Origin of the sequence: Pseudorhodoferax sp. Leaf267, assembly GCF_001422405.1 — a bacterium.
In the GTDB taxonomy this organism is placed as follows: Bacteria; Pseudomonadota; Gammaproteobacteria; order Burkholderiales; family Burkholderiaceae_C; genus Pseudorhodoferax.
The window spans coordinates 15,887-39,118 of sequence record NZ_LMMV01000023.1; the positions used below are offsets into that span (position 1 = coordinate 15,887).

Annotated in this window: 17 protein-coding genes and 1 tRNA gene; 13 read left to right on the forward strand and 5 right to left on the reverse strand. The window is 70.9% G+C overall.

Annotated features, from left to right (window positions below; all coding sequences use genetic code 11):
* Positions 1-8: 8 nt before the first annotated feature.
* From rsmB to ASF43_RS22115, 6 genes are all read left to right on the forward strand, one after another.
* Entirely contained in the window at positions 9-1,337 is a 1,329-nt protein-coding gene (rsmB, locus tag ASF43_RS22090; RefSeq protein WP_056185827.1) for a 16S rRNA (cytosine(967)-C(5))-methyltransferase RsmB, read from the forward strand.
* 43 nt (positions 1,338-1,380) lie between these two features.
* Positions 1,381-1,935: a DUF4390 domain-containing protein gene (locus ASF43_RS22095; RefSeq protein ID WP_056185829.1), complete on the forward strand. Its 555-nt coding sequence runs from the start codon at positions 1,381-1,383 to the stop codon at positions 1,933-1,935.
* Positions 1,932-4,226: an ATP-binding protein gene (locus tag ASF43_RS22100; protein WP_056185832.1), complete on the forward strand. Its 2,295-nt coding sequence runs from the start codon at positions 1,932-1,934 to the stop codon at positions 4,224-4,226. Before ASF43_RS22095 ends, ASF43_RS22100 begins: the two co-directional genes overlap by 4 nt.
* 39 nt (positions 4,227-4,265) lie before the next feature.
* Positions 4,266-4,958: a response regulator gene (locus tag ASF43_RS22105; protein ID WP_056185835.1), complete on the forward strand. Its 693-nt coding sequence runs from the start codon at positions 4,266-4,268 to the stop codon at positions 4,956-4,958.
* 19 nt (positions 4,959-4,977) lie between these two features.
* A tRNA-Phe gene (locus tag ASF43_RS22110) sits at positions 4,978-5,053 on the forward strand.
* A 73-nt stretch (positions 5,054-5,126) separates the two neighbouring features.
* Positions 5,127-5,576 (forward strand): DUF2501 domain-containing protein, encoded by a 450-nt coding sequence (locus tag ASF43_RS22115; protein WP_056185838.1) that lies wholly within the window; start codon positions 5,127-5,129, stop codon positions 5,574-5,576.
* Between the two features lie 207 nt (positions 5,577-5,783).
* On the opposite strand, the gene ASF43_RS22120 is transcribed toward ASF43_RS22115, so the two are convergent.
* Together ASF43_RS22120 and ASF43_RS22125 are read right to left on the reverse strand one after the other, a co-directional pair.
* Positions 5,784-10,154: a DEAD/DEAH box helicase gene (locus ASF43_RS22120; protein WP_200932592.1), complete on the reverse strand. Its 4,371-nt coding sequence runs from the start codon at positions 10,152-10,154 to the stop codon at positions 5,784-5,786.
* A 23-nt stretch (positions 10,155-10,177) separates the two neighbouring features.
* Entirely contained in the window at positions 10,178-10,411 is a 234-nt protein-coding gene (locus tag ASF43_RS22125; protein ID WP_056185844.1) for a hypothetical protein, read from the reverse strand.
* Positions 10,412-10,567: 156 nt separating this feature from the next.
* On the opposite strand from ASF43_RS22125, the gene ASF43_RS22130 reads away from it, so the two are divergent.
* The gene (locus ASF43_RS22130) at positions 10,568-12,631 is read left to right on the forward strand and encodes a spermidine synthase (protein WP_056185846.1); all 2,064 of its coding nucleotides are present in this window, start codon (positions 10,568-10,570) and stop codon (positions 12,629-12,631) included.
* 3 nt (positions 12,632-12,634) lie between these two features.
* Here ASF43_RS22130 and ASF43_RS22135 read toward each other — a convergent pair whose 3' ends face one another.
* Positions 12,635-14,149, reverse strand: a complete 1,515-nt coding sequence (locus tag ASF43_RS22135) for a tripartite tricarboxylate transporter permease (RefSeq protein WP_056185848.1) — start codon at positions 14,147-14,149, stop codon at positions 12,635-12,637.
* A 9-nt stretch (positions 14,150-14,158) separates the two neighbouring features.
* Positions 14,159-14,647, reverse strand: a complete 489-nt coding sequence (locus tag ASF43_RS22140; RefSeq protein WP_056185851.1) for a tripartite tricarboxylate transporter TctB family protein — start codon at positions 14,645-14,647, stop codon at positions 14,159-14,161.
* A gap of 236 nt (positions 14,648-14,883) precedes the next feature.
* Between ASF43_RS22140 and ASF43_RS22145 the strand changes: the two genes are divergently transcribed.
* From ASF43_RS22145 to ASF43_RS22155, 3 genes are all read left to right on the forward strand, one after another.
* Positions 14,884-15,300 (forward strand): MarR family winged helix-turn-helix transcriptional regulator, encoded by a 417-nt coding sequence (locus ASF43_RS22145; RefSeq protein WP_056185854.1) that lies wholly within the window; start codon positions 14,884-14,886, stop codon positions 15,298-15,300.
* Between the two features lie 82 nt (positions 15,301-15,382).
* Positions 15,383-16,078, forward strand: a complete 696-nt coding sequence (locus tag ASF43_RS22150; RefSeq protein WP_082498073.1) for a substrate-binding domain-containing protein — start codon at positions 15,383-15,385, stop codon at positions 16,076-16,078.
* Positions 16,075-16,632 (forward strand): cysteine hydrolase family protein, encoded by a 558-nt coding sequence (locus tag ASF43_RS22155; RefSeq protein ID WP_056185857.1) that lies wholly within the window; start codon positions 16,075-16,077, stop codon positions 16,630-16,632. Before ASF43_RS22150 ends, ASF43_RS22155 begins: the two co-directional genes overlap by 4 nt.
* A gap of 18 nt (positions 16,633-16,650) precedes the next feature.
* On the opposite strand, the gene ASF43_RS22160 is transcribed toward ASF43_RS22155, so the two are convergent.
* Entirely contained in the window at positions 16,651-17,373 is a 723-nt protein-coding gene (locus ASF43_RS22160) for a response regulator (RefSeq protein WP_056185860.1), read from the reverse strand.
* Positions 17,374-17,479: 106 nt separating this feature from the next.
* On the opposite strand from ASF43_RS22160, the gene ASF43_RS22165 reads away from it, so the two are divergent.
* From ASF43_RS22165 to ASF43_RS22175, 3 genes are read left to right on the forward strand one after another with little or no spacing between them, the layout of a single operon-like run.
* Positions 17,480-20,518: a PAS domain S-box protein gene (locus ASF43_RS22165; protein ID WP_162241844.1), complete on the forward strand. Its 3,039-nt coding sequence runs from the start codon at positions 17,480-17,482 to the stop codon at positions 20,516-20,518.
* A complete protein-coding gene (locus ASF43_RS22170; RefSeq protein WP_056185868.1) occupies positions 20,515-20,904 on the forward strand; it encodes a response regulator in 390 nt (129 codons plus the stop codon). The genes ASF43_RS22165 and ASF43_RS22170 overlap by 4 nt, the downstream gene beginning before the upstream one ends.
* Positions 20,904-23,072, forward strand: a complete 2,169-nt coding sequence (locus ASF43_RS22175; protein ID WP_056185871.1) for a CHASE2 domain-containing protein — start codon at positions 20,904-20,906, stop codon at positions 23,070-23,072. Before ASF43_RS22170 ends, ASF43_RS22175 begins: the two co-directional genes overlap by 1 nt.
* Positions 23,073-23,232 lie beyond the last annotated feature (160 nt).

Consider the following 23,232-nt stretch of genomic DNA (forward strand, 5'->3'; position numbering starts at 1 on the left):
TTGTGTCGATGACGCAGCCTGTCGTTGCGCCCCCCTTGTGGCGGCAACTGCTGGCCGCCGCCGGTGTGCTGCAGGCCGTGCGCGCCGGCCAGTCCACGACCACGGCGCTGGCCGCCGTGCCCTCTGCCTTGCGGCCTGCGGCGCAGGCGCTGGTGTTCCAGGGCCTGCGCCAGCTGGGCCGCGCCACGGCCCTGCGCACGCAGCTGGCCAAGCGCCCGCCCGCGCCCGAGCTCGACGCGCTGCTGTGCCTGGCGCTCGCGCTGGCCTGGGATCCGGCGCATGCGCCCTACGAACCTTTCACGCTGGTCAACCAGGCCGTGGAAGCCGCACGCCGGGGCCGGGCCAAGGCCCAGGCCGGCTTCGTGAACGCCTGTCTGCGCCGCTTCCTGCGCGAGCGCGAGGCCCTGGTCGCCGCGACCGATGGCGATCCCGTCGCGCAATGGAACCACCCGCGCTGGTGGATCGAACGCCTGCGGCGGGACTGGCCGCAGGACTGGCAGGCCATCCTGCGCGTGAACAACAGCGCACCGCCGCTGACCTTGCGCGTGAACCGGCGCCGGGCCCAGGTCGCGGACGTGCGGCAACGCCTGGCCGAAGCGGGCAGCCCGGCCGCGCCCACCGGCGACCACGGCCTGCTGCTGGCCCGCGCGCGTGCCGTGCAGGACCTGCCGGGCTTCGCGGCAGGCGAATGGTCGGTGCAGGACGCCGCCGCCCAGCTGGCCGCGCCGCTGCTGCTGGGCGGCCTGTCCGTGCCCACGGGACGCCCGCTGCGCGTGCTGGACGCCTGCGCCGCGCCCGGCGGCAAGACCGCCCACCTGCTGGAGCTGGCCGACGCCGAGCTCGTGGCGCTGGACGTGGACCCGGCGCGCTGCGAGCGCATCCACCAGAACCTGGCGCGCCTGGGCCTGTCGGCCACCGTCGTCGCGGCCGACGCCGGGCAGGTCGACGCCTGGTGGGACGGCCGGCCGTTCGACGCCATCCTGCTCGACGCGCCCTGCAGCGCCTCGGGCATCGTGCGCCGCCATCCCGACGTGCGCTGGTTGCGCCGCGAGACCGACATCGCCCAGCTGGCAGCCATCCAGGACCGCCTGCTCGCCACGCTCTGGCCGCTGCTGGCCCCGGGCGGCCGCCTGCTGTACTGCACCTGCTCGGTGTTCCACGACGAGGGCCGCGCGCGCATCGAAACGTTTCTTGCGCACCACACCGATGCGCGATTGCAGCCGTCGCCGGGCCATTTAATCCCCCGAAGCGCCGGGGCGGACGCGACCGTCCCGGACAATGACCCGGGTGACAACGACGGTTTTTTTTACAGCTTGTTGGAAAAGCGCCTGGACTAGGCTGCTGCTGGCCTGCCTGCTGGCGTGCAGTGCCCTGCTGCCGGTGCGGGCCCAACCGCAGGCAGCCCCAGGCTCAGCCGAGATCACCGAGCTGCAACTCGAACACGCCGACGGCGAGCTCCTGCTGTCGGCCAACGTGCAGTTCAAGCTGACCGAGCAGGTGGAGGACGCCTTGCACAAGGGCATCCCGATGTTCTTCGTGGCCGAGGCCGAGCTGCTGCGCGAGCGCTGGTACTGGACGGATCTCAAGGTGGCCAGCGAGGCGCGCCACATGCGCCTGGCCTACCAGCCGCTCACGCGGCGCTGGCGGCTGAACGTGGGCTCGCGGCCGATCGGCAACCTGGGCCAGGGCGTGGCGCTGGCGCAGACCTTCGACTCGCTGGCCGAAGCGCTGGCCAGCGTGCAGCGCCTGTCGCGCTGGCGCATCGCCAGCGTCGCCGGGCTGCCGGGCGATGCGTCTTCCTACATGCTGCGCTTTCGCTTCGCGCTGGACGTGTCGCAACTGCCGCGGCCGTTCCAGATCGGCGCGGTTGGGCAGTCCGAGTGGAACATCTCGGCCAGCAAGACCCTGCAGCTCGGCGCGGAAGGCGCGCGATGAGCGAGGCCAGCGCGCCGCCGGGCGGCGACGCACGCAGCGCCGACCAGCGCCGCTCCAAGGCCTTGCGCTGGGCTGTGGGCATCGGCGCGGCGGCCATCATCGGCGTTGGCCTGGTGCTGCTGTTCCTGCTGGCGCAGGCCACGAACAACCGCGAACTGTACGAGCGCAACTACGCACGCCTGTTTGCGTTGAACGTGGTCGTTGCGGTCGTCCTGCTGGCCGTGATCCTGTGGGCCGTGGTGCGGCTCATCGTGCGCGTGCGGCGTGGGCGCTTCGGCAGCCGGCTGCTGGTCAAGCTGGCCGCCATCTTCGCGCTGGTCGGGCTGGTGCCGGGCCTGGTCATCTACGTCGTGTCCTACCAGTTCGTGTCGCGCTCCATCGAGAGCTGGTTCGACGTGAAGGTCGAGGGCGCGCTCGATGCGGGGGTGAACCTGGGCCGCACCACGCTGGAGGTGCTGGCCAACGACCTGGGCAACAAGACGCGCCAGGCCAGCGCCCTGCTGGCCGACGTGCCCGACGCGGCCGTGGGCCTGAGCCTGGAGCGCATCCGCGACCAGCTGTCCGCCACCGATGTCGTGCTGTGGAGCTCCTCGGGGCAGCTGATCGCCAGTGCCGGGCAGTCCAGCTTCCAGCTCAACCCCGAGCGGCTGAGCGCGCAGCAGTTGCGCGCCGTGCGCGCCCAGCGCGTCCTGGCCCAGGTCGAGGGGCTGGACGAGATCGTGCCCGGCGTCGCGCCGCAGGGCCGGGTCAAGGCGCTGGCCGTGGTGCCCAGCGCCAGCGTGGGCCTGCTGGCCGAGCCGCGTTTCCTGCAGGCCACGCAGCCGCTGCCCCAGGTGCTGGTGGACAACGCCCTGGCCGTGCAGGAGGCCCACCGCGAATACCAGGAGCGTGCGCTGGCGCGCAACGGTTTGCAGCGCATGTACATCGGCACGCTGACGCTGAGCCTGTTCCTGGCCGTGTTCGGCGCCGTGCTGCTGGCCGTGCTGCTGGGCAACCAACTGGCCCGGCCGCTGCTGCTGCTGGCCCACGGGGTGCGCCAGGTGGCGGCGGGTGACCTCACGCCCAAGGCCGTGCTGCAAAGCCGCGACGAGCTGGCCGGCCTCACGCGTTCGTTCGCCGACATGACGCAGCAACTGGCCGACGCACGCTTCGCCGTGGACCGCAGCATGCAGCAGCTCGACGGTGCGCGCGCCAACCTGCAGACCATCCTGGACAACCTGAGCTCGGGCGTGATCGTGCTGGACGGGCAGGGCGCCATCGTCTCGTCCAACCCCGGTGCCACGCGCATCCTGCGCGCCCCGCTGGCCGCGTTCGAGGATCGCCGGCTGGCCGAGGTCGGCGGGCTGGAGAAGTTCGCGCAAAGCGTGCAGGCCCAGTTCGACCGCTTCGACGAAGAGCGCGACCACCATGGCCTGGACCACTGGCAACAGCCCTTCGAACTGAACGCCACGCAGTCGCCGTTCTCGCAGGACGCGATCATGCTGCTGGCCCGCGGCGCGCGCCTGCCGGACCACACGCGGCTGCTGGTGTTCGACGACATCTCCGAGATCGTCTCGGCGCAGCGCGCGCAGGCCTGGGGCGAGGTCGCGCGCCGGCTCGCGCACGAGATCAAGAACCCGCTGACGCCGATCCAGCTGTCGGCCGAGCGCATGGAGATGAAGCTCGCCTCCAAGCTCGGCGACCCCGAGCGCGCGCTGCTCACCAAATCCGTCCGCACCATCGTCGAGCAGGTCGACGCCATGAAGCGGCTGGTCAACGAGTTCCGCGACTACGCGCGGCTGCCGGCCGCCGAGCTCAAGCCGCTGGACCTCAATGCGCTCGTGCACAACGTGATGCAGCTGTACCCGCAGGAGAACGCCGCGGTGCGCGTGGACCTGGACCTGGACACGCGCTGCCCCAGCGTGATGGGCGATGCCGAGCAGCTGCGCCAAGTCATCCACAACCTACTGCAGAATGCGCAGGACGCGACGGAGGCGGCCAACATCGCCCATGCCGCGCAGGGCGAAGCGCCGGCCGACGCCGTCGTGCTGCGCACGCAATGGGCCGAGGCCACGCAGCGCGTGCGCCTGATCGTGCTGGACCACGGCACGGGCTTTCCCGAGCCCATCCTGAAGCGGGCCTTCGAGCCCTACGTCACGACCAAGGCACGCGGCACCGGGCTGGGTCTGGCGGTCGTCAAGAAGATTGCCGACGAACACGGTACACGCATCGACATTGCAAACCGTGTGGTCGACGGTGGTGTGGTCGGTGCGCAAGTGTCGTTATCATTCGCCGTCAACGGCAAGGCCTAGTCTGCCGCCTCTGCATTTCGGCAACTGCGCTCTCAATACATGGCAAACATACTGGTGGTCGACGACGAGTTGGGTATTCGGGATCTGCTCTCGGAAATCCTGAACGACGAAGGCCACAACATCGAACTCGCCGAGAACGCCGCACAGGCCCGCGCTGCGCGCACGCGTGGCCGTCCCGACCTCGTGCTGCTCGACATCTGGATGCCCGACACCGACGGTGTGTCGCTGCTCAAGGAGTGGGCCGCCGCCGGCGCGCTGACCATGCCGGTCATCATGATGAGCGGCCACGCCACCATCGACACCGCGGTCGAGGCCACCAAGATCGGCGCGCACTCCTTCCTCGAAAAGCCCATCACGCTGCAAAAGCTGCTCAAGGCCGTGGAGCAGGCCCTGGCGCGCAACATCGTGCGCAAGCCCGTGGGCCCGGCGCCAGGCAACGGCGTGCCCGAGGCCAAGCCCGAGGCGATCGACACGATCGGCGCGGCCGGCCTCAACGCGCCGCCACCCCTGGTCGAGACCGGCCCGCAGGCGCGCCAGACCTTCGAGCTCGACAAGCCCCTGCGTGAAGCGCGCGACGGTTTCGAGAAGGCCTATTTCGAATTCCACCTCGCACAGGAAGGTGGCTCCATGACCCGCGTCGCCGAAAAGACCGGCCTGGAGCGCACGCACCTGTACCGCAAGCTCAAGCAACTCGGCGTGGACCTCGCGCGCGGAAAGCGCAGCGCGGTCTGATATACTCGCAGGCTTTCCCGGCCCGGTAGCTCAGTTGGTAGAGCAGCGGATTGAAAATCCGCGTGTCGTTGGTTCGATTCCGACCCAGGCCACCAAAATTCAAAGCGCCACAACTCCAAAGGTTGTGGCGCTTTTTGTTTGGCGCTGTTGAAAGGCAAGGAGCATCCCATGAAGCCATCGATCCGGGCCGCGGCACTCGCGGCAGTTCTCGCATCCGCCGGTCCATCCTTCGCGGCGGGCCTGATGGACAGCTTAAAGGGCGCCGCGCAGGAGCAGCTCGGCGGCGGCGGCTCATCGTCGGGTTCGTCCGGTGCCGCGGGCATGCTCGGCGGCCTGGGCCTGCCGGCCATCGGCGGCAACACCGCCAGCAACGCGGCCGGCGTGCTGCAGTACTGCATGCAGAACAAGTACGCCAACGGCGCCAAGAACGTAAAGGACGCCTTGCTCAGCAAGGTCGGCTTGGGCGGCAAGGAGCAGCAGGACCCGGGCTACCAGAACGGCGTGAAGGGCCTGCTCACGGGCAGCGACGGCTCCACCTTCAACATGGACAAGCTCAAGTCCAACCTGAAGGAAAAGGCCTGCGACTACGTGCTGGACAACGCCAAGTCGTTGCTCTGAGCGCTGGTGGCGGCCGTCCCGGGCTGCTGACCAACGGCTGCATGCGCGACGCCAGTCTCTTCATCGCGCCAGGCTTCCCGGTGTTCTGCCGTGGCCTGTCGCGGCCAACCGCCACCTTGAGAGCAAGACCGGCTTCGACCCGGTCAAGGCGTTCACGCCTGTGGCCTCGCTGGCCGTGATTCCCAGCGTCATGACCGAGCTGGACCGCTAGGCCGGCCTGGCCGAGCCGACGAGTGCCACAGTGGACTGGACCCAGCTGCGCGCGCCCGGTGCCTGCCCGAGCAGGCGCATGGCCTCGCGCTGCGCGTCGGCGTCCAGCGGCACCAGTGCCTCCAGCTGCCCGCCGGCCCAGCTGGCGATCGGCAGCCCGTCGCGGTACAGCACACGGGCACCGGCCAACCGGGCGATGCGGGCGCCCGGCAGCAGGTTGCCGAGCAGGTTCGCCGGGTCAGTCGCGGCCAGGCAGACCAGCGCGCCGTCGTGCGGCTGGCGGCGCAGCTGGCGCATCGCGGCGATGGCCTCGGGCAACGCGAACTGTTCGCCCGATACACCCGCGATGAAGCGTCCGCCGCGGATCTCGCCGCGCGCCTCCAGCCGGCGGTACACGCGTACCAGGTCGCGCCAGCGCGGCAGCCACGGCGCTTCACGTTCCAACAGGTTCCAGCACACCACGCCATAGCGGCGCAGCAGCATGCGCGCGACATGCTCCAGGGCCTCGGCCGCGGCGGCCGCATCGGGCGCGGGGGCGGCCGGCCGCACCAGAGTCCAGCGGCCCGTGTCCTGCACGCCGAACAGCGCCACGCTGCGGCGCTTGCGTGTCAGCACCGAGGCGCGCTTGGCGGCCGGCACCATCAGCGCGCGCAGGCCGGCCGTGCTGTCGCAGTGCACGCGGCCGCGCACCACGAGCTCGGCCAGCGCGTCTTCCAGCTCAGCCGGCAGCAGGCGCTCGCCGTCCACGATCTCGTCGAAGAACGAGGCGCCGTGCGTGGCCAGGTAGCCCAGCACGCGTTGCGCGCGCGAGCTCGGTGGTGCCTCTTCGGACGGCGGCGGCGCGAGCCGCGTCCAGGCCGGCGCATGGCGGCGCGGCAGCAGCACGATGGGCGTGGACCGCAGCGAGGCCGCGCCCGCGCCACGGCCTTCGCTCGCCACGGGCCGCAGCCGGGCCCACAGCGTGCGGCCGGCGGTGCACAGCTCGTCCAGCCAATGGCTGGCGTAGTCGGCCAGGCGGGCCGGCAGCAACTCCGATTCCCAGGCGCCGGCCGGCGCTTCGAAGCCTTCGAGCTGGGCCAGCAGTGCGGGCAGGGCCTCGGGGCCTTGCATGCGGGTGGCCGGGCTCAGGTGCTGCCAGTCGAACAGGAAGCGCATGAAGTCGCGCGGCTCGACCGGTTCGATCTCGCGGCGCAGCCGGTGCAACGTGTAGCGGTGGATGCGCGCGAGCAAATGGCGCTCGCACCATTCGGTCTGCGTGGCGTCGGGGCTGAACCTGCCTTGCAGCACCGAGCCTTCGCGCTCCAGGGCCAGAAGCGCAAGCGCGATGTCAGGCGCAGGCAACTGCAGGTCGTCGGCGAGGCGCGCCACGGTGACCGGCCCCAGGCCCGACAGCCGCATGCGCAGCAGGGCCGCGATGGGTTGCTCGGCTGCGTCGTCCATTCCAGCGTCGGGCAGTGCGGCCAGCGCCGGCTCCGTCGCAGCGCCGGGATAGACGCGCTGCACCAACGCCAGCCGCTCGGCGGCCACCCACAGCGCCTGCGGTTGCAGCCGGGTCGCGCGGCCGGCTTTGGACAGCGCCGCGAGCCAGGCCGGCCAGCCGGGCTCGCGCGTGGCCTCGGCCGCCAGCACCACGCCCAGGCCGCACAGGGCCTCGTGCATCTCGTCGGCCGTGCGGGCCTGCGGCCAGGCTTCCTCGCGCACCCTGGCGATGGCGGCCGTATCCAGCCGGCCCAGGTCGTCGGCACTGCCAGGCTCGGTGTAGCGCCGGTTCTGCACGGCCTGCGTGCGGCGTTCTTCCAGCGGCGCGTCGTCCAGGAAGGCATAGGGCCTGGCGTTGAGCGCCTCGGCCGCCAGCGGCGAGGGTGCGGGCAGGTCGCGCGCCAGCACGGTGATGGCACCGCTCTCGATGCCGCGCAGCACGCGCAGCCAACCGGCGCTGTCCATGGCCTCGTGCAGGCAGTCGTACAGGGTCTGCGCCACGAGCGGGTGGTGGGGGATCTCGCGGTCGCCCTGCAGGTTTTCGGCGCACGCCACCTGGTCGGGGAAGACCGAGGCCAGCAGGTCCTCGGACTTCATGCGCTGCAGCTGCGGCGCCACCTTGCGCCCGCCCGTGAAGCGCGGCAGCGCCAGCGCTGTCGTCGCGTTCCAACGCCAGCGCACACCGAACAGCGGCGCGTCCAGCAGCGCCTGCACCAGCACGTCCATCGCGGTGTGGGAATGCAGGTAGCGCGCCACCTCGTCCAGCGGGAAGCTGTGGCTGGTCGAGAGCGACAGCACGATCGCGTCCTCGGTCGCGGCGGCCTGCAGCTCGAAGTTGAAGCTGCGGCAAAACCGCTTGCGCAGCGCCAGGCCCCAGGCGCGGTTGAGCCGGCTGCCGAAGGGCGCGTGCAGCACCAGCTGCATGCCGCCGGAGGCATCGAAGAAGCGCTCCAGCACCAGCGTGGTCTGCGTCGGCAGGGCGCCGAGCGCGGCCATGCCATGGGCCAGGTAGTCGGCGAGCTGGCGCGCGGCATCTTCGTCCAGGCCGACCTGCGCCATCAGCCACGCGCGGGCCGCGCCGGTGTCGGCGCCGACGAGGCGGCTGGCCACCTCTTCGCGCAGCCGCGACACGCCGAACGACAGCTCGTCGCTGCGGCCCGGCGCCTCGCCCAGCCAGAACGGGATGTTGGGCGCCGCGCCCTGCGCGTCTTCCACACGCACGCGGCCGGGCTCGATCTTGAGGATGCGGTAACTGGTGTTGCCGAGCTGGAACACGTCGCCGGCCAGGCTCTCGACCGCGAAGTCTTCGTTGACCGTACCAATGCCCTGCGCCTGCGGCTCCAGCAGCACCTGGTAGTCGCCGGTCTCGGGGATGGTGCCGCCCGAGGTCAGCGCCGTCATGCGCGCCCCCTTGCGCTCGCGCAGCAGGTGGTGCACGGCGTCGCGGTGCACGTAGCCCGCGCGCTGGCCCATGCGCGTGGCAAAGCCCTCTGCCAGCATGGCCACCACGGCGTCGAAGTCTTTGCGTTGCAGGTTGGCGTACGGCCAGGCACCGCGCACCAGGTCGAACAGCGCGTCCTCCTGCCATTCCTGGCAGGCGGTCTCGGCCACGATCTGCTGGGCCAGCACGTCCAGCGGCGCGGGCAGGATGTGCAGCGCGTCCAGCTCGCCGCGGCGCACGCAGTCGAGCAGCGCCGTGCATTCCACGAGTTCGCCCTGCGACTGCGGGAACAGCCGGGCCTTGGGCACGCCGCCCACCGCATGGCCGGAGCGGCCCGCGCGCTGCAGGAAGGTGGCGATGGCGCGCGGCGAGCCGAGCTGGCAGACCAGGTCCACGTCGCCGATGTCCAGCCCCAGCTCCAGCGAAGCTGTGGCCACCAGCAGCTTGAGCTCGCCACGCTTGAGGCGTTGCTCGGCGTCCAGCCTCAGCGCGCGCGCCAGGCTGCCGTGGTGGGCAGCGACCGCGTCCTTGCCCAGGCGCTCGGCCAGGTGCCGCGCCGCGCGCTCGGCCATGCGTCGCGTGTTCACGAAGACCAGCGTCGTGCGGTGCAGCAGCGCCAGCTCGGCGATGCGGCCGTAGACCTGCTCCCATTGCGCGTTGGACATCACCGTTTCCAGCGGCGTGGGCGGCAGCTCCAGCGCCAGGTCGCGCTGCTTGGCGTAGCCGATGTCGACGATGGCGCAGTCGGCCTCTCCGGCCCGCACGGCGCGCGTGCCGACCAGGAAGCGCGCGACCTCGGCGATGGGTTTCTGCGTGGCCGACAGGCCGATGCGCGTGAGCTGCTCGCCGGCCAGCGTCTGCAGCCGCTCCAGCGACAGCGCGAGGTGGCTGCCGCGCTTGCTGGCGGCCAACGCATGGATCTCGTCCACGATCACGGTGCGCACGGTGGCCAGCATCCGGCGGCCCGATACCGAGCCCAGCAGCACATACAGTGACTCGGGTGTGGTGACCAGGATGTGCGGCGGCTTGCGCAGGTGGCGCGCGCGTTCGCTGGCCGGCGTGTCGCCGGTGCGCACGCCCGTGCGGATCTGCACGTCGCGCAGGCCGCGTGCGGCCAGTTCGGCGCGGATGCCGGCCAGCGGCGCGTCCAGGTTCAGCGCGATGTCATTGGACAAGGCCTTGAGCGGCGACACGTAGACCACGGTCGTTGCATCGGGCAGCGCATGCTCCAGCCCCTGGCGCACCAGCTGGTCCAGCGCGGCGAGGAAGGCCGTGAGCGTCTTGCCCGAGCCCGTAGGGGCGGCCACCAGCGTGTGGCGGCGGGCGCGAATGGCGGGCCAGGCGGCCTGCTGCGCCGGCGTAGGGCGCTTGAAAGTCGCCCGGAACCAGGCAGCGACGGCAGGGTGAAAGGCGCATAACGACATGGGCGGTCCGGCAGGGCCGGCCATTTTTGCCGATGCGGCAGCGGTCGTCAGGCGTCCTCGCGGATCGCCCCTTCGGCCACGTAGCGTTTGTAGTCGGCGATCGGCAGAGCCGCGCGGTTGTGCACCTCGCCCGGCGTCTCGGCGCTTTCGTTTTCGGTCCAGCCCAGCGTCGCGTCCAGCTCCGTGATCTCGACCTCGACAGGCCCCTTGCGGATCGTGAGCAGGGCGCCGTCGCCTTCGCGGTACTGGACTTGGCCGGTAACCTGTACGGTCTTGGTCATTGAGCGGCTCCTGTTCGTTGGTGGTCGGACTGCGAGCTTGCCTGCGTGCTGGCCGTACGGCCAGCGGCGGGCGGGTCTTTCTGCTGTGGGCATGCACCTACAGAGCACGGCAGGTTCCATGGGCAGAATGCCTGCGACCCAACCCGGCCCCACACGATGCTCATCACCCTTGCCAGCGGCGCGACCATCGTGCTGTCCAGTTTCCTGCTGTTCCTCGTGCAACCCATCCTGGCCAAGCAGATCCTGCCGTGGTTCGGCGGCAGCTCGGCCGTCTGGACGGTGTGCATGGTGTTCTTCCAGTGTGCGCTGCTGGCCGGTTACCTCTACGCGCACTGGCTGCAGGGCCGCACGCCGCGCGTGCAGCGGGCCGTGCATCTCACGCTGCTGCTGGCTGCGCTGGCGGCGCTGCCCATCATCCCCGACGCGGCCTTCAAGCCCGCAGGCGACGACGAGGCAGCCTGGGCCATCCTCGGCCTGCTGGTGGCCACGGTGGGGCTGCCCTACGTGTCGCTGTCGGCCACCTCGCCGCTGCTGCAGCGCTGGCTGAGCCGCACGCTGCCGGCCGACGCGCAGCGCCAGGTTTACCGGCTGTTCGCCTGGTCCAACGCGGGCTCGCTGGCCGCCCTGCTGGCCTACCCCTTCCTGGTCGAGCCCTGGTTCGACAGCCTCACGCAGTCGCGTGCCTGGAGCTGGGCCTATGCCGTGTTCGCGCTGGGCTGCGCGTGGGTGACCTGGCGCGCGACCGCGCCGGGCCTGGCCATGCCCGCCGCCGCACAGGCACCGGCGGCCGATGCACCGGCACCGGCCGCCTCGCGCTACGTGCTGTGGATGCTGCTGGCCATGGTGCCCTCGGCCTTCCTGCTCGCGGTGACCACGCACATGACGCAGAACATCGCGTCCATTCCCTTCCTGTGGATCGTGCCGCTGTCGCTGTACCTGCTGTCCTTCATGGTGGTGTTCGAAGGCCGTGGCGGTCGCGGCTGGTACCTCGGGCCGATCGCGCGCCGCGTGTGGCTGCTGCCCACGCTGGGCGTGCTGGTGGCGATGGCCTGGGCCTTGTCGGCCAGCGGTGGCGTGCTGCACATCCGCTATGCGCTGCCGCTGTTCGCTGCCGGCCTGTTCCTGGTCTGCGTGATGTGCCATGGCGAGCTGGCGGCCCTGCGGCCCGCGCCGCAGCACCTGACGGGCTTTTACCTGTGCATGTCCATCGGCGGGGCGGTGGGCGGCCTGGGTGTCGGCCTGGTCGCACCACGGCTGCTGACTGCCTACTGGGAACTGCCGGCGTTGCTGCTGCTGGCCGCGCTGGCCGGGATCGGCGCTGGCTGGCGCGCCGGGGTCGGGCGCTGGTCGTTGCGTGCGCTGCCGGTGCTCGCGGCCTGCGCAGCCGTCGGCGGCGTCGGCTGGTATGGCTGGGTCTACGCCAAGGCGCTGCACGTGAACAGCATCGCGTCCGTGCGCAACACCTACGGCATGCTGCGTGTCACGCAGTCGGGCAGCGGCGAGCACCAGGTGCGACGCATGCTGCACGGCACCATCATGCACGGCGAGCAGTTCACCGACCCCAAGCTGCGCAACACCCCGACCAGCTACTACGGCGAGACCAGCGGCATCGGCCGCGTGCTCGCGCACCAGGGCGAGAGCGGGCCGATCCGCGTCGGCTCGGTGGGCCTGGGGACGGGCACCTTGCTGAGCTATGCACGCGAGGGCGACACCTATGCCGTCTACGAGCTCGATGGCCAGGTGCTCGACGCGGCGCGCCAGTGGTTCCGTTTCATCGCCGATGCGCCGGCCGCACCGCAGATGCGCATGGGCGATGCGCGGCTGTCCATGGAGCGCGAATTGGCCGCCGGCCAGCCGGGCCGCTACGACGTGATCGTGGTCGATGCGTTCTCCAGCGACTCCATCCCCGTGCACCTGCTGACGCGGGAGGCGCTGGCCGTCTACGTGGCCCACCTGGCGCCGGGCGGGCTTGTCGCCTTCCACGTGTCCAACCGCTACCTGGATCTGGCGCCCGTGGTCGCGCAACTGGCCGCCGACCAGGGCCTGGCCGCCTGGCAGATCGAGGACAACCCGACCGAGGACCACCTGAGCTTTACCGACTGGATCGTGGTCGGCCGCGAGATCCCCGCGGCCCTGCAGGAGACCGGCTGGGCGCCGCAGCCTGGCACGTCGCTGTGGACCGACAGCTACAACAACCTGTTCAAGGTGCTGAAGTATTGATCCTCAGCCTTCCTCGACGAAGGCTTGCTCGCGCTTGGAGCGCACGGCCGGCAGCAGCACGATGGCCATCAGCAGCAGCGCACCGACCAGCAGCGCGGCCGAGATCGGGCGTGTGACGAACACCGACCAGTCGCCGCGCGACAGCAGCAGCGCACGGCGCAGGTTCTCTTCCATCATCGGCCCCAGGATCAGGCCCAGCAGCAACGGCGCCGGCTCGCATTCGAGCTTGTGGAAGGCATAGCCCACGATGCCGAACCAGCCCAGCATCCACACGTCGAAGGTGTTGTTGTTGGTCGAGTACACGCCGATGGCGCAGAACAGCACGATGGCCGGGAACATCCACCGGTAGGGCACGGACAGCAGCTTGATCCAGATGCCGATCAGCGGCAGGTTCAGGATCACCAGCATCAGGTTGCCGATCCACATCGAGGCGATCAGGCCCCAGAACAGCTCGGGGTTGCTGGTCATCACCTGCGGGCCGGGCTGGATGTTGTGGATGGTCATCGCGCCCACCATCAGCGCCATCACCGCGTTGCCCGGAATGCCCAGCGTCAGCAGCGGGATGAACGAGGTCTGCGCGCCGGCGTTGTTGGCCGACTCGGGGCCGGCCACGCCGCGGATGTTGCCCTGGCCGAACGGGATCTCGCCCGGGCGCAGCTTGAGCTTCTTCTCCAGCGTGTACGAGGCGAAGGCCGACAGCAGCGAGCCGCCGCCCGGCAGGATGCCCATGGACGAGCCCAGCACCGTACCGCGCAGGATGGCCGGCGTCATGTTGCGAAAGTCCTGCGCGGTGGGCCAGATGCCGCTGAGCTTGGTCGTGTAGACCTGGCGCTCCTCCTCCGGCTGGGCCAGGTTGGCGATGATCTCGCCGTAGCCGAAGATGCCCATGGCGATCGCGATGAAGCTGATGCCGTCGGTCAGTTCGGGGATGTCGAACGAATAGCGCGCCACGCCCGAGTTCACGTCGGTGCCGACCAGGCCGAACAGCAGGCCCAGCACGATCATGCAGATGGCCTTGAGCAGCGAGCCCGAGGCCAGCACCACGGCGCCGATCAGGCCCAGCACCATCAGCGAGAAGTACTCGGCCGGGCCGAACTTGAACGCGATCTCGGTCAGCGGCGGCGCGAACGCGGCCAGCACCAGCGTGGCCACGCTGCCCGCGAAGAACGAGCCCAGGCCGGCGGCCGCCAGGGCCGCACCGCCGCGCCCGCCCTTGGCCATCTGGTGGCCGTCGATCACGGTCACCACCGAGGACGACTCACCGGGCAGGTTCACGAGGATGGCGGTGGTGGAGCCGCCGTACTGCGAGCCGTAGTAGATGCCGGCCAGCATGATCAGCGCGGCCACGGGCGGCAGCGCGTAGGTGGCCGGCAGCAGCATGGCGATGGTGGCGACCGGGCCGACGCCGGGCAGCACGCCGATCAGCGTGCCCAGCAGGCAGCCGATGAACGCATACATCAGGTTCTGCAGCGTGAACGCTGCGCCAAAGCCCAGGGCCAGGTTGTCGAGCAATTCCATGGGCGCTCCTCAGCCGGTAATGAACGATGGCCAGACCTGGAACTGCAGGCTCAGGCCGACGACGAAGGTCAGGTAGCTGCCGACCGCCAGGATCAGCGCCAGCACCAGCGCACCGCGGAACACGAAGCGGTCGCCCGCCATGCTGGAGATGATGACGACCGCGAAGATCGCCGCGATCAGGCCCATGGCCGGCACACCCAGGGTCTGGATGCCGCCCAGCAGGATGCCGAACACCAGGTTGGCGCCGACGATGAGCAGCATCGGCTTCCAGGCGATCCTGCCGATCAGGCCGCCGTCGGTCCGCTGCGCCGTGAGCGAGCCCAGCAGCACGAACACGCCACCCAGGGCCAGCAAGCTGCCCAGCAGCAGCGGGAAGTAGCCCGGGCCCATGCGCGCGGCGCTGCCGACCGTGTACTCGGTGGCGCCGATGGCAAAGGCCCCGCCGGCCGCGATGAACATCAATCCGGACGCGAAGTCCTTGCGACTCTTGATCTGCATGTCGATTCCGTAGAGGGTTGGGAAGCGGCAGCGGTCAGGGCGAGCGCGGCCGGGTCGAGGACATGAGCACGGCGCAGGCCCGCTGCGTGGTGCGCAAGCGGCCGTCAGGTCGTGGTCAGTTACGTCATGGTATGAGGTTTAATGCATCATGTCATGAGTAAATACCCACGCCCTCTGCGGGGATCGAGCCGGGGGCGCGCTGCTATATTTCCGGGCAACCAGAGGAGAGACAGCAGATGGCCGAGCGCAATCCGTCCGTGGACAAGAAACGCTACGAGGCGCTCTCGGATTTCCGGTTCCGGCTGCGCAGCTTCCTGCGCTTCAGCGAAGACGCCGCGCGCGACGAGGGCATCACCGTGCTGCAGTACCAGCTCATGCTGCACACGCAGGGCTTCGAGGGCCGCGAATGGGCCACCGTCAGCGAGATCGCCGAGCGCCTGCAGGCGCAGCCCCATGGCGTCGTGGCCCTGGTCTCGCGCTGCGAAGAGGCCGGCCTGGTGCAGCGCAGGCCCAGCCAGGTGGACCGCCGCCAGGTCGAGGTGCACCTGCTGCCGGCCGGCCGCAAGAAGCTGGCGCGGCTGGCCACCCTGCATGCCGACCAGCTGGCCGAACTGGCCGAAGTGGTGCGGCAGGCCAGCACGAGCCCGCGCTGAGCGCCGCGCGCTCGTGATAATCGCGGGCGCCGCCGCGCCCGGCGGCTCCGTTCCCACCACCCACGCACACCAGGAGAGGGCCATGGCGTCCACGCTCAAGATCATTTCGTCGATGGCCACCAAGCAGGTGCTGGCCGAGCTCGTCGCGCAGTACCGGCAGGACCAGGCCGTGGACATCGCCGTCGAGTCGGTCGGCGGCGTCGATGCGGCCAAGCGTGTGCAGGCCGGCGAGGCTTTCGACCTCGTGGTGCTGGCGCAGGACGCCATCGACAAGCTCGTGGCCGCCGGCCGCATCGTGGACGGCAGCCGCGTCGACATCGTGCGCTCGGGCGTGGCCGTGGCCGTGCGGGCCGGTGCGCCGCGGCCGGACATCGGCAGCGAGGACGCGCTCAAGGCCAGCCTGCTGGCTGCCAGGACCCTGAGCTATTCGACGGGCCCGAGCGGCGTGCAGCTGCTCAAGCTCTTCGAGCGCTGGGGCATCGCCGACACGTTGAAGGAGCGCATCGTGCAGGCGCCACCCGGCGTGCCCGTGGGCTCGCTGGTGGCCAAGGGCGAGGCCGAGATCGGCTTTCAGCAGCTGGCCGAGCTGATCCACCTGCCCGGCATCGACCTGCTCGGGCCGCTGCCCGACGCGGTGCAGATCACGACCGTGTTCTCGGGGGGCGTCGCCAGCGCCTCGCAGCAGGGCGAGGCGGCGCGCGCGCTGCTGGCCTTCCTGGCCTCGCCGGCGGCCGCTGCCGCCAAGCAGCGCCAGGGAATGGAGCCGGCCAGCGCATGACCGCCGCCACGACCACGGCCGTCCTCGTCATCGACATGCAGCAGGGCCTGTGCGTGGGGCCCGGCGCGGCGCACGACTGCGCCGGCACGGTGGCGCGCATCAACACCGTGACACGGCGCGCGCGCGAGGCCTTCGTGCCCGTCATCTTCGTGCAGCACGAAGGCGGCCCGGGCTACCTGGAGCACGACTCGCCGGACTGGCAGCTGGCCGACGGGCTGGAGACGGCCAGCTTCGACTTTCGCCTGCGCAAGACCACGCCCGATGCGTTCCTGCGCACCGGGCTGGAGCGGCTGCTCAAGAGCCGGGGCATCACGCAGCTGGTGGTCTGCGGCATGCACACCGAGTTCTGCATCGACACGACCTGCCGCCGCGCGCTGGCGCTGGGGTTTCCCGTGACGCTGGTGGCCGATGCGCACACGTCGGCCGGCAATGCCGCGATCCCGGCCGAACTGGTGATCGCGCACCACAACCTGACGCTGGCCGACATCAGCAGCTTCGGGCCGCGCGTGACGACGGCCATGGCAGCGGCGCTGCAATGGCCTGCCGGCGGCTGAGCGCGCCGGGCGCCAGTCTCACGAAACGTACATGTAGCCCACGCTGCGCACCGTCTTGAGCACGGCCGGTTTGTCCGGGTTCGGCTCGATCTTGCGGCGCAGACGCATCACGCGCAGGTCGATGGAGCGGTCCAGCGCGTCCCAGCTGCGGTTGTGGCCGTAGTTCATGATCTGGTCGCGGTTCAGCGGCCGGTTCGGGTGGCGCGAGAACAGCACGAGCAGGTCGAACTCGGCCGCCGAGACCGCCACCTCGCTGCCGTCGTCGCAGCGCAGCAGCCGGCGGCCGTCCAGGTCCAGCTCGCACAGGCCGAAGCGCGGGCGCTTGCCGGCCGCAGCGGGAGTGCCCGGGCCGGGCGCCAGGCGGCGCAGCAGGTTGCGCAGCCGGGCCAGCAGCTCGCGTGTCTCGAAGGGCTTGGTCACGTAGTCGTCGGCACCGACCTCCAGGCCGACGATGCGGTCCACCGAGTCGGCCGCGCCGGTCAGCATGACCAGGCCGATGCGGGGATGGGTCTCGCGCAGCCAGCGCGCGAGAGACAGGCCGCTCTCGCCCGGCATGTTGACGTCCACCAGCACCAGGTCGGGCACGGCCTCGGCGATCAGCGTGCGTGCCTCGCCCGCGTCCGACGCCGTGCGCACGTCGAAATTGTTGAAGCCGAAGTAGCGCGCCAGCACATCGCGCAGATTGGCTTCGTCGTCCACCACCAGCAACCTGGGGCGGCCGCTCGGTTCAAGCGCTTCCATGTCGCCTCACTTTGGCCTGCAAGATGACACAAATTGTAGGCCCGGCTTGGGGCGCGCATGGGCTTGCGCTATGCTGCGCCCGCCCTTTGCGGGGCAACGCCCGACCATGACCGCCGATCCAGCCGCCGCTCCAGGAACGCCACGGGAGCCCGTTGCCGCCGCCACGCAGCCGGCGGCCTGCGCCGCGGTGCAATTGCTGGTCCATGCGCGCGATGGCGTGGTGGCCACCGATGCGCAGGGCCTGGTCACCGAATGGAACCCAAGCGCCGAGCGCATGCTGGGCTGGCTGCGCGCCGAGGCCATCGGCCAGCCGCTGTCGGCGCTGGTGGTGCCGGTGCACCCCGCCGAGTCGCACGAAACCGGGCTGGAGCCTTACCTCAGGAGCGGCGCGGCGCGCGGCCTGGATGGCTTGCTGGAGATCGACGTGCTGCGCCGTGATGGCCGCCAGATCACGCTGGAGCTGTCGATCTTCTCGCTGCCCGGGCAGTCCGGCGAGGCGTCGGGCATCTTCCTGCGCGACGTGTCCGAGCGCCAGTCCACGCAGAAGGCGGTGCGCCAGTCCGAGGCGCGCTACCGCTCGCTGGTCGAGCACCTGGGCGAGGGCATGGCCGTGATCCAGGACGGCCGCGTGGCGTTCACGAATGCGCGCGCCATCGCGATCATGCGCGTCGACGCGGCCACGGTGGTCGGTGCCGACTACCTGCCGTGGCTGCATCCGGACGACCGGCCGCTGGCCGCGCAACGCCAGCACGCACGCCAGCGCGGCGACGACGTGCCGCGCCGCTACGAACTGCGCCGGCTCGACGAGGATGGCACGGTGCGCTGGCTGGACGTGCACGCCACGGCCGTGCCCTGGGAAGGCCGGCCCGCGACCATGGCCTTCTTCTCGGACATCAGCGCGAGCAAGGTCACGACCGAGGCGCTGCGCGTGTCCGAAGAGCGCTACCGCGCGGTCGTGGAGCATCTGTCCGAGGGCATGATCGTGATCCAGGATGAGAAGGTGGTCTACGCCAACCCGCGCGCCGCCGAGATCGCCGGGTTGCCGCTGGCGCAGATGCAGCAGATCGGCTTTCTCACGCGCATCCATCCCGACGACCAGGCCCTGGTGCTGGACCGCCAGCGCCGCCGCCTGGCCGGCGAGCAGCCGCCCGACCACTACGAGCTGCGCCTGCTGCTGCCCGGGGACGTGGTGCGCTGGATCGCCATCGGCGTGGCCGTCGTGCCCTGGGGCGGCAAGCCCGCGGCCCTGACCTTCTTCACCGACGTGACCGAGCGCAAGGCCATGCTGGAGGAGATCCGCGTGTCCGAAGAGCGCCTGCGTGCCGTCGTCGAGCACGCGGGCGAGGGCACCCTGGTGGCGATCGACCTGGACAAGCCGGTGTTCGTGAATGCGCGCGCGCTGCAGATCATGCGCATGACGCGCGAGGAGCTGGAGCAGCAGGGCTACCTGCACCTGCTGCATCCCGACGACCTGCCCATGGTGGTGGAACGCCGCCGCCGCCGCCTGGCCGGCGACCCGGTCGTGGGCCGCTACGAGGTGCGGCTGATGGACCGCGACGGCGGCGTGCGCTGGATCGACATGGGCACCACGGTCGTGCCCTGGTCGGGGCAAAAGGCCACGCTGACCTTCTTCACCGACGTGAGCCGACGCAAGGCGCTGGAGGCACGCCTGCGCGACACACTGGCCGAGCGCGAGACCATCCTGGAGAACTCGCTGGTGGGCATCGCCTTCCTGACGCAGGACCGCAAGCTGCGCTGGGCGAACCGGGCCATGACCCGCATCTTCCGCAGCGACCGGGCCATGCGGCTGGACCCGGACTGGCAGTCGGTCGATTTCCAGTCGTTCTTCCCCAGGCCCGAGGACTATGCCCGGGCCGGTGCCGAGATCAAGGCCCGCATGCGTGCGCAGCTGACCTTCGAGGGCGAGCTGCAGCTGCGCCGCGGCGACGGCACGCTGTTCTGGGCCTCGATCACGGGCAAGGCGGTCAATGCCAGCGATGCCGCCCATGGCACGGTGTGGACGGTGATGGACATCACCGAGCGCAAGGCGCTGGAGGTGGCGTTGCAGCGCACGTCGTCCGAGCGCGAGGCCATCTTCGGCAGCGTGCTGGTGGGCATCGCGTTCAACGTGAACCGCCACATCCGCTGGGTCAATGACAAGTTCGTGGAGATGATGGGCTACAGCCGCGAGGAGCTGACCGGCCGCTCCTCGCGCATGCTGTACCCCGACGACGAGAGCTACACGCGCGAAGGTGTGCTGACCCTGCAGCACCTGCAGCGCGACGGCTCGTACATCAGCGAGCGGCAGATGGTGCGCAAGAACGGCGAGCGCATCTGGGTGCAGCTGGCCGGCCGCTGCGTGTTCGGCAAGAACCCCGAGGCCGGCGCGATCTGGACCTTCCTGGACATCACCGACCGCAAGCGCGCCGAAGACGACGTGCGCGCCGCGCTGGAGCGCCAGCAGGAGCTCAACGTGCTGCGCTCGCGCTTCGTGGCCATGACCAGCCACGAGTTCCGCACGCCGCTGGCCACCATCCTGTCGTCGGCCGAGCTGATCCGCCACTACCGGGACCGCATGAGCGAGGCGGAGACGCAGGAGGTGCTGGACGGCGTGGAGGCCGGCGTGCAGCGCATGACCGGCATGCTCGACCGCATGCTGCTGATCGGCAAGGCCGATGCGCAGATGCTGGATTTCCAGCCGCTGCCGCTGGACCTGCGCGCGCTGTGCCAGCGCTGCGTCGCCGAGGCACGCAGCCAGTACCCGGGGCGTGCCGACGACATCGTCCTGGAGTACCAGTGCACGCGCGGCACCGGCGCGTTCGACGAGAAACTGCTGCGCCATGTGCTGGGCAACCTGCTGTCCAACGCCGTGAAGTACTCGCCTGCCGGGGGCGCCGTGCGGCTGCGCGTGACGGACCAGGGCGAGGGCTGGGCGTTCGAGGTCAGCGACCACGGCATCGGCATCCCGCTGCAGGAGCAGGGCCACCTGTTCGAGTCGTTCCACCGCGCCAGCAACGTCGGCGACATCCCGGGCACCGGCCTGGGCCTGGCGATCGTCAAGAAGGCGGTCGAGGTGCACGGCGGCACGATCGAGGTGCGCAGCGAAGCCGGCGACGGCTGCTGCTTCAAGGTGCGCATCGGATGACGGCCGCCCACATCCTCGTGGCCGAGGACGAGCCCGATATCCGCGCCAATCTGGGCCGGCTGTTGCGGCTGGAGGGCTTCGACGTGAGCCTGGCCGCCAGCGGCGCGCAGGCGCTGCAGATGGCCCACACGCGGCGGCCCGACCTGGTGCTGACCGACCTCATGATGCCCGGCATGGACGGGCGCCGGCTGCTGCGCGCGCTGCGCGGCGACCCGCGCACGGCGGGCGTGCCGGTGGTGTGCCTGAGCGCGCGCGTCGAGGCCGCCGACATGCAGGGCGCAGTGGCCGCCGGGGCCAGCGCCTACATCACCAAGCCCTACCAGAGCGCGACGCTGCTGGCCTGCATCCGCGGCCTGCTGGCGCCCGGCGGTGTCACGGAGACCTGATGCGTTGGCGTGGCGGTCTTTCCTGGCGCATCGCCGGGCGCAGTGCCGCGCTGGTGGCCATGCTGGTGCTGGCATCGCTGGTGGTGCTGGCCGACCCGCCCTGGCTGCTGACGCTGCGCCACCTGGTCTTCGACCAGTACCAGCGCTGGCAGCCGCGCGTGTGGCGGGACACCGCGGTGCGCATCGTCGACGTGGACGAGGACAGCCTGGCCCGCATCGGCCAGTGGCCCTGGCCACGCACGCGCATGGCCGAGCTGGTCACGCTCGCGCAGGCCGGCGGTGCGGCGGCCATCGGCTTCGACGTGGGCTTTTCCGAGCCGGACCGCACCGCGCCGGCCGCCATGGCCCGCAGCTGGCGCCTGCCCGAGGCGCAGCGCCATGCGCTGCTGGACGCGGTGCCCGACCACGACGCCGTCTTCGCGCAAGCGCTGGGCCAGGGCCGGGCGGTGCTGGGCTTCAGCCAGCGGCCGGCCGGCCACCACGCCGGCAGCGCCACGGGCGCCTTGGCCTTGCCCGAGACGGTGCGCTACGTGCAACTGGGGCCACTGGCCACGCCGTATGTGCCGGCGCTGAACGCCGTGGTGCCGACGCTGCCGCTGCTGGTGCAGGCGGCAGCCGGGCACGGCGCGATGGCGTTCATGACCGATGGCGACGGCGTGATCCGCCGCCTGCCGATGGTGGTGCGCGTGGGCGAACGGCTGCTGCCCACGCTGGCGGCCGAGATGCTGCGCGTGGGCCAGGACCAGACCAACTACACGTTGCGCAGCGGCCCGGGTGGCGGGCTCAACGAGGTGCGCACGGGCGCCATCGCCGTGCCCGTCACCTCCAGCGGCGAGCTGTGGATTCACTACGCGCCGCCGGTGCCGGCCCGCAACATCCCGGCCTGGAAGCTGCTGCAGGGCCAGGTGCCGGCGGCCGCGCTGCAGGGCCGGCTGCTGCTGGTGGGCAGTTCGACGCTGGGCCTGGCGGACCTGCGCTTCAGCCCGCTGGGCGGCGCACTGCCCGGTGTCGAGGTCCATGCCCAGGCGTTGGAGCAGGCCCTGGGCGATGACTTCCTGTTCCGGCCGCACTGGACCTCGGCGGTCGAGGCCGCGGCGCTGCTGCTGGGCGGCCTGCTGGCCGGCGTGCTGGCGCTGAACACCGGGCCCTTGCGCTCGGCCGGCGCCACCGCTCTGCTGGTCGCCGCCTATGCCGCGGCCGGATGGTGGGCCTTCAGCGGCCCGCGCCTGCTGCTGGACCCGCTGACCCCGGCGCTGGGCGTGCTGGCCATCTACGCGGCGATGAGCTTGCTGCGCCACCAGGCCAGCGAGCAGCGGCGGCGCTGGGTGTCGCAGGCGTTCTCGCGCTACGTGTCGCCCAATTTGGTCTCGCACATCGTGCGGCATCCGGAGCAGCTGGCGCTGTCGGGCGAGCGGCGCCAATGCAGCTTCATCTTCACCGACCTGGCGGGCTTCACGGGCCTCATGGAGCGCATCGACCCGGCCGCCGCCGTCGGACTGCTGAATGCCTACCTGGACGGCATGATCGCCATCGTCTTTCGCCACCAGGGCACGCTGGACCGCATCATCGGCGACGCGCTGGCCATCATGTTCTCGGCGCCCGTGCCGCAGGCCGACCACCGCCAGCGCGCGCTGGACTGTGCGCTGGAGATGCAGCGCTTCGCCCAGGCCTTCGCCACGCGCCAGCTCGGCCTGGACGAGCCGCTGGGCCACACGCGCATCGGCGTGCACAGCGGCGAAGTCATCGTCGGCAATTTCGGTGGCCGCACCATGTTCGACTACCGCGCGCTGGGCGATGCCGTGAACACGGCCTCGCGGCTGGAGGGGGCGAACAAATACCTGGGCACGCGCGTCTGTGTGTCCGAGGCCACGCTGGCCGGCTGTACCGGGGCCCAGGTGCGCCGCGTTGCGCGCCTGCTGCTGCAGGGCAAGACGCAGCCGCTGCGCGTGTTCCAGCCGCTGCACGACGGGCTGGACGGGCCGGTCCATGCGGCCGCCCTGCAGGCCTATGCCGATGCCTACGCCGCGATGGAGGCCGGCCGGCCGGAGGCGCTGCCGGCGTTCGAGGCGTTGGCGCTGGCCGACCCCGCGGATCCGCTGGTGCAGCTGCACCTGCGCCGCCTGCGTGCCGGCGAGACCGGCGACCTGGTGGTGCTGGCGGGCAAGTAGGGGCGACGCTGCACGAGGGCCGCCCGTGTGCGCGCCGTCGATCGCGATGAAACGCGAGGCGCGAACCGCAGCGATGGCCCCCGCGATCGCGAGGATGGGCAACGACCCAGATCGCCCGGGTGGAGCGATGCGCGCGTCGAGCGGGCGCGTCCAGCGTGGC

Excerpts from the sequence above, each read along its gene's own strand:
- ASF43_RS22175 (WP_056185871.1), top strand. The coding sequence starts at position 20,904 with ATGCGTTGGCGTGGCGGTCTTTCCTGGCGCATCGCCGGGCGCAGTGCC.
- ASF43_RS22140 (WP_056185851.1), bottom strand. The coding sequence starts at position 14,647 with ATGCAGATCAAGAGTCGCAAGGACTTCGCGTCCGGATTGATGTTCATC.
- ASF43_RS22115 (WP_056185838.1), top strand. The coding sequence starts at position 5,127 with ATGAAGCCATCGATCCGGGCCGCGGCACTCGCGGCAGTTCTCGCATCC.
- ASF43_RS22150 (WP_082498073.1), top strand. The coding sequence starts at position 15,383 with ATGGCGTCCACGCTCAAGATCATTTCGTCGATGGCCACCAAGCAGGTG.
- ASF43_RS22120 (WP_200932592.1), bottom strand. The coding sequence starts at position 10,154 with ATGGCCGGCCCTGCCGGACCGCCCATGTCGTTATGCGCCTTTCACCCT.
- ASF43_RS22135 (WP_056185848.1), bottom strand. The coding sequence starts at position 14,149 with ATGGAATTGCTCGACAACCTGGCCCTGGGCTTTGGCGCAGCGTTCACG.
- ASF43_RS22130 (WP_056185846.1), top strand. The coding sequence starts at position 10,568 with ATGCTCATCACCCTTGCCAGCGGCGCGACCATCGTGCTGTCCAGTTTC.
- ASF43_RS22170 (WP_056185868.1), top strand. The coding sequence starts at position 20,515 with ATGACGGCCGCCCACATCCTCGTGGCCGAGGACGAGCCCGATATCCGC.
- ASF43_RS22160 (WP_056185860.1), bottom strand. The coding sequence starts at position 17,373 with ATGGAAGCGCTTGAACCGAGCGGCCGCCCCAGGTTGCTGGTGGTGGAC.
- ASF43_RS22145 (WP_056185854.1), top strand. The coding sequence starts at position 14,884 with ATGGCCGAGCGCAATCCGTCCGTGGACAAGAAACGCTACGAGGCGCTC.
- rsmB (WP_056185827.1), top strand. The coding sequence starts at position 9 with ATGACGCAGCCTGTCGTTGCGCCCCCCTTGTGGCGGCAACTGCTGGCC.
- ASF43_RS22155 (WP_056185857.1), top strand. The coding sequence starts at position 16,075 with ATGACCGCCGCCACGACCACGGCCGTCCTCGTCATCGACATGCAGCAG.
- ASF43_RS22100 (WP_056185832.1), top strand. The coding sequence starts at position 1,932 with ATGAGCGAGGCCAGCGCGCCGCCGGGCGGCGACGCACGCAGCGCCGAC.
- ASF43_RS22125 (WP_056185844.1), bottom strand. The coding sequence starts at position 10,411 with ATGACCAAGACCGTACAGGTTACCGGCCAAGTCCAGTACCGCGAAGGC.
- ASF43_RS22105 (WP_056185835.1), top strand. The coding sequence starts at position 4,266 with ATGGCAAACATACTGGTGGTCGACGACGAGTTGGGTATTCGGGATCTG.
- ASF43_RS22165 (WP_162241844.1), top strand. The coding sequence starts at position 17,480 with ATGACCGCCGATCCAGCCGCCGCTCCAGGAACGCCACGGGAGCCCGTT.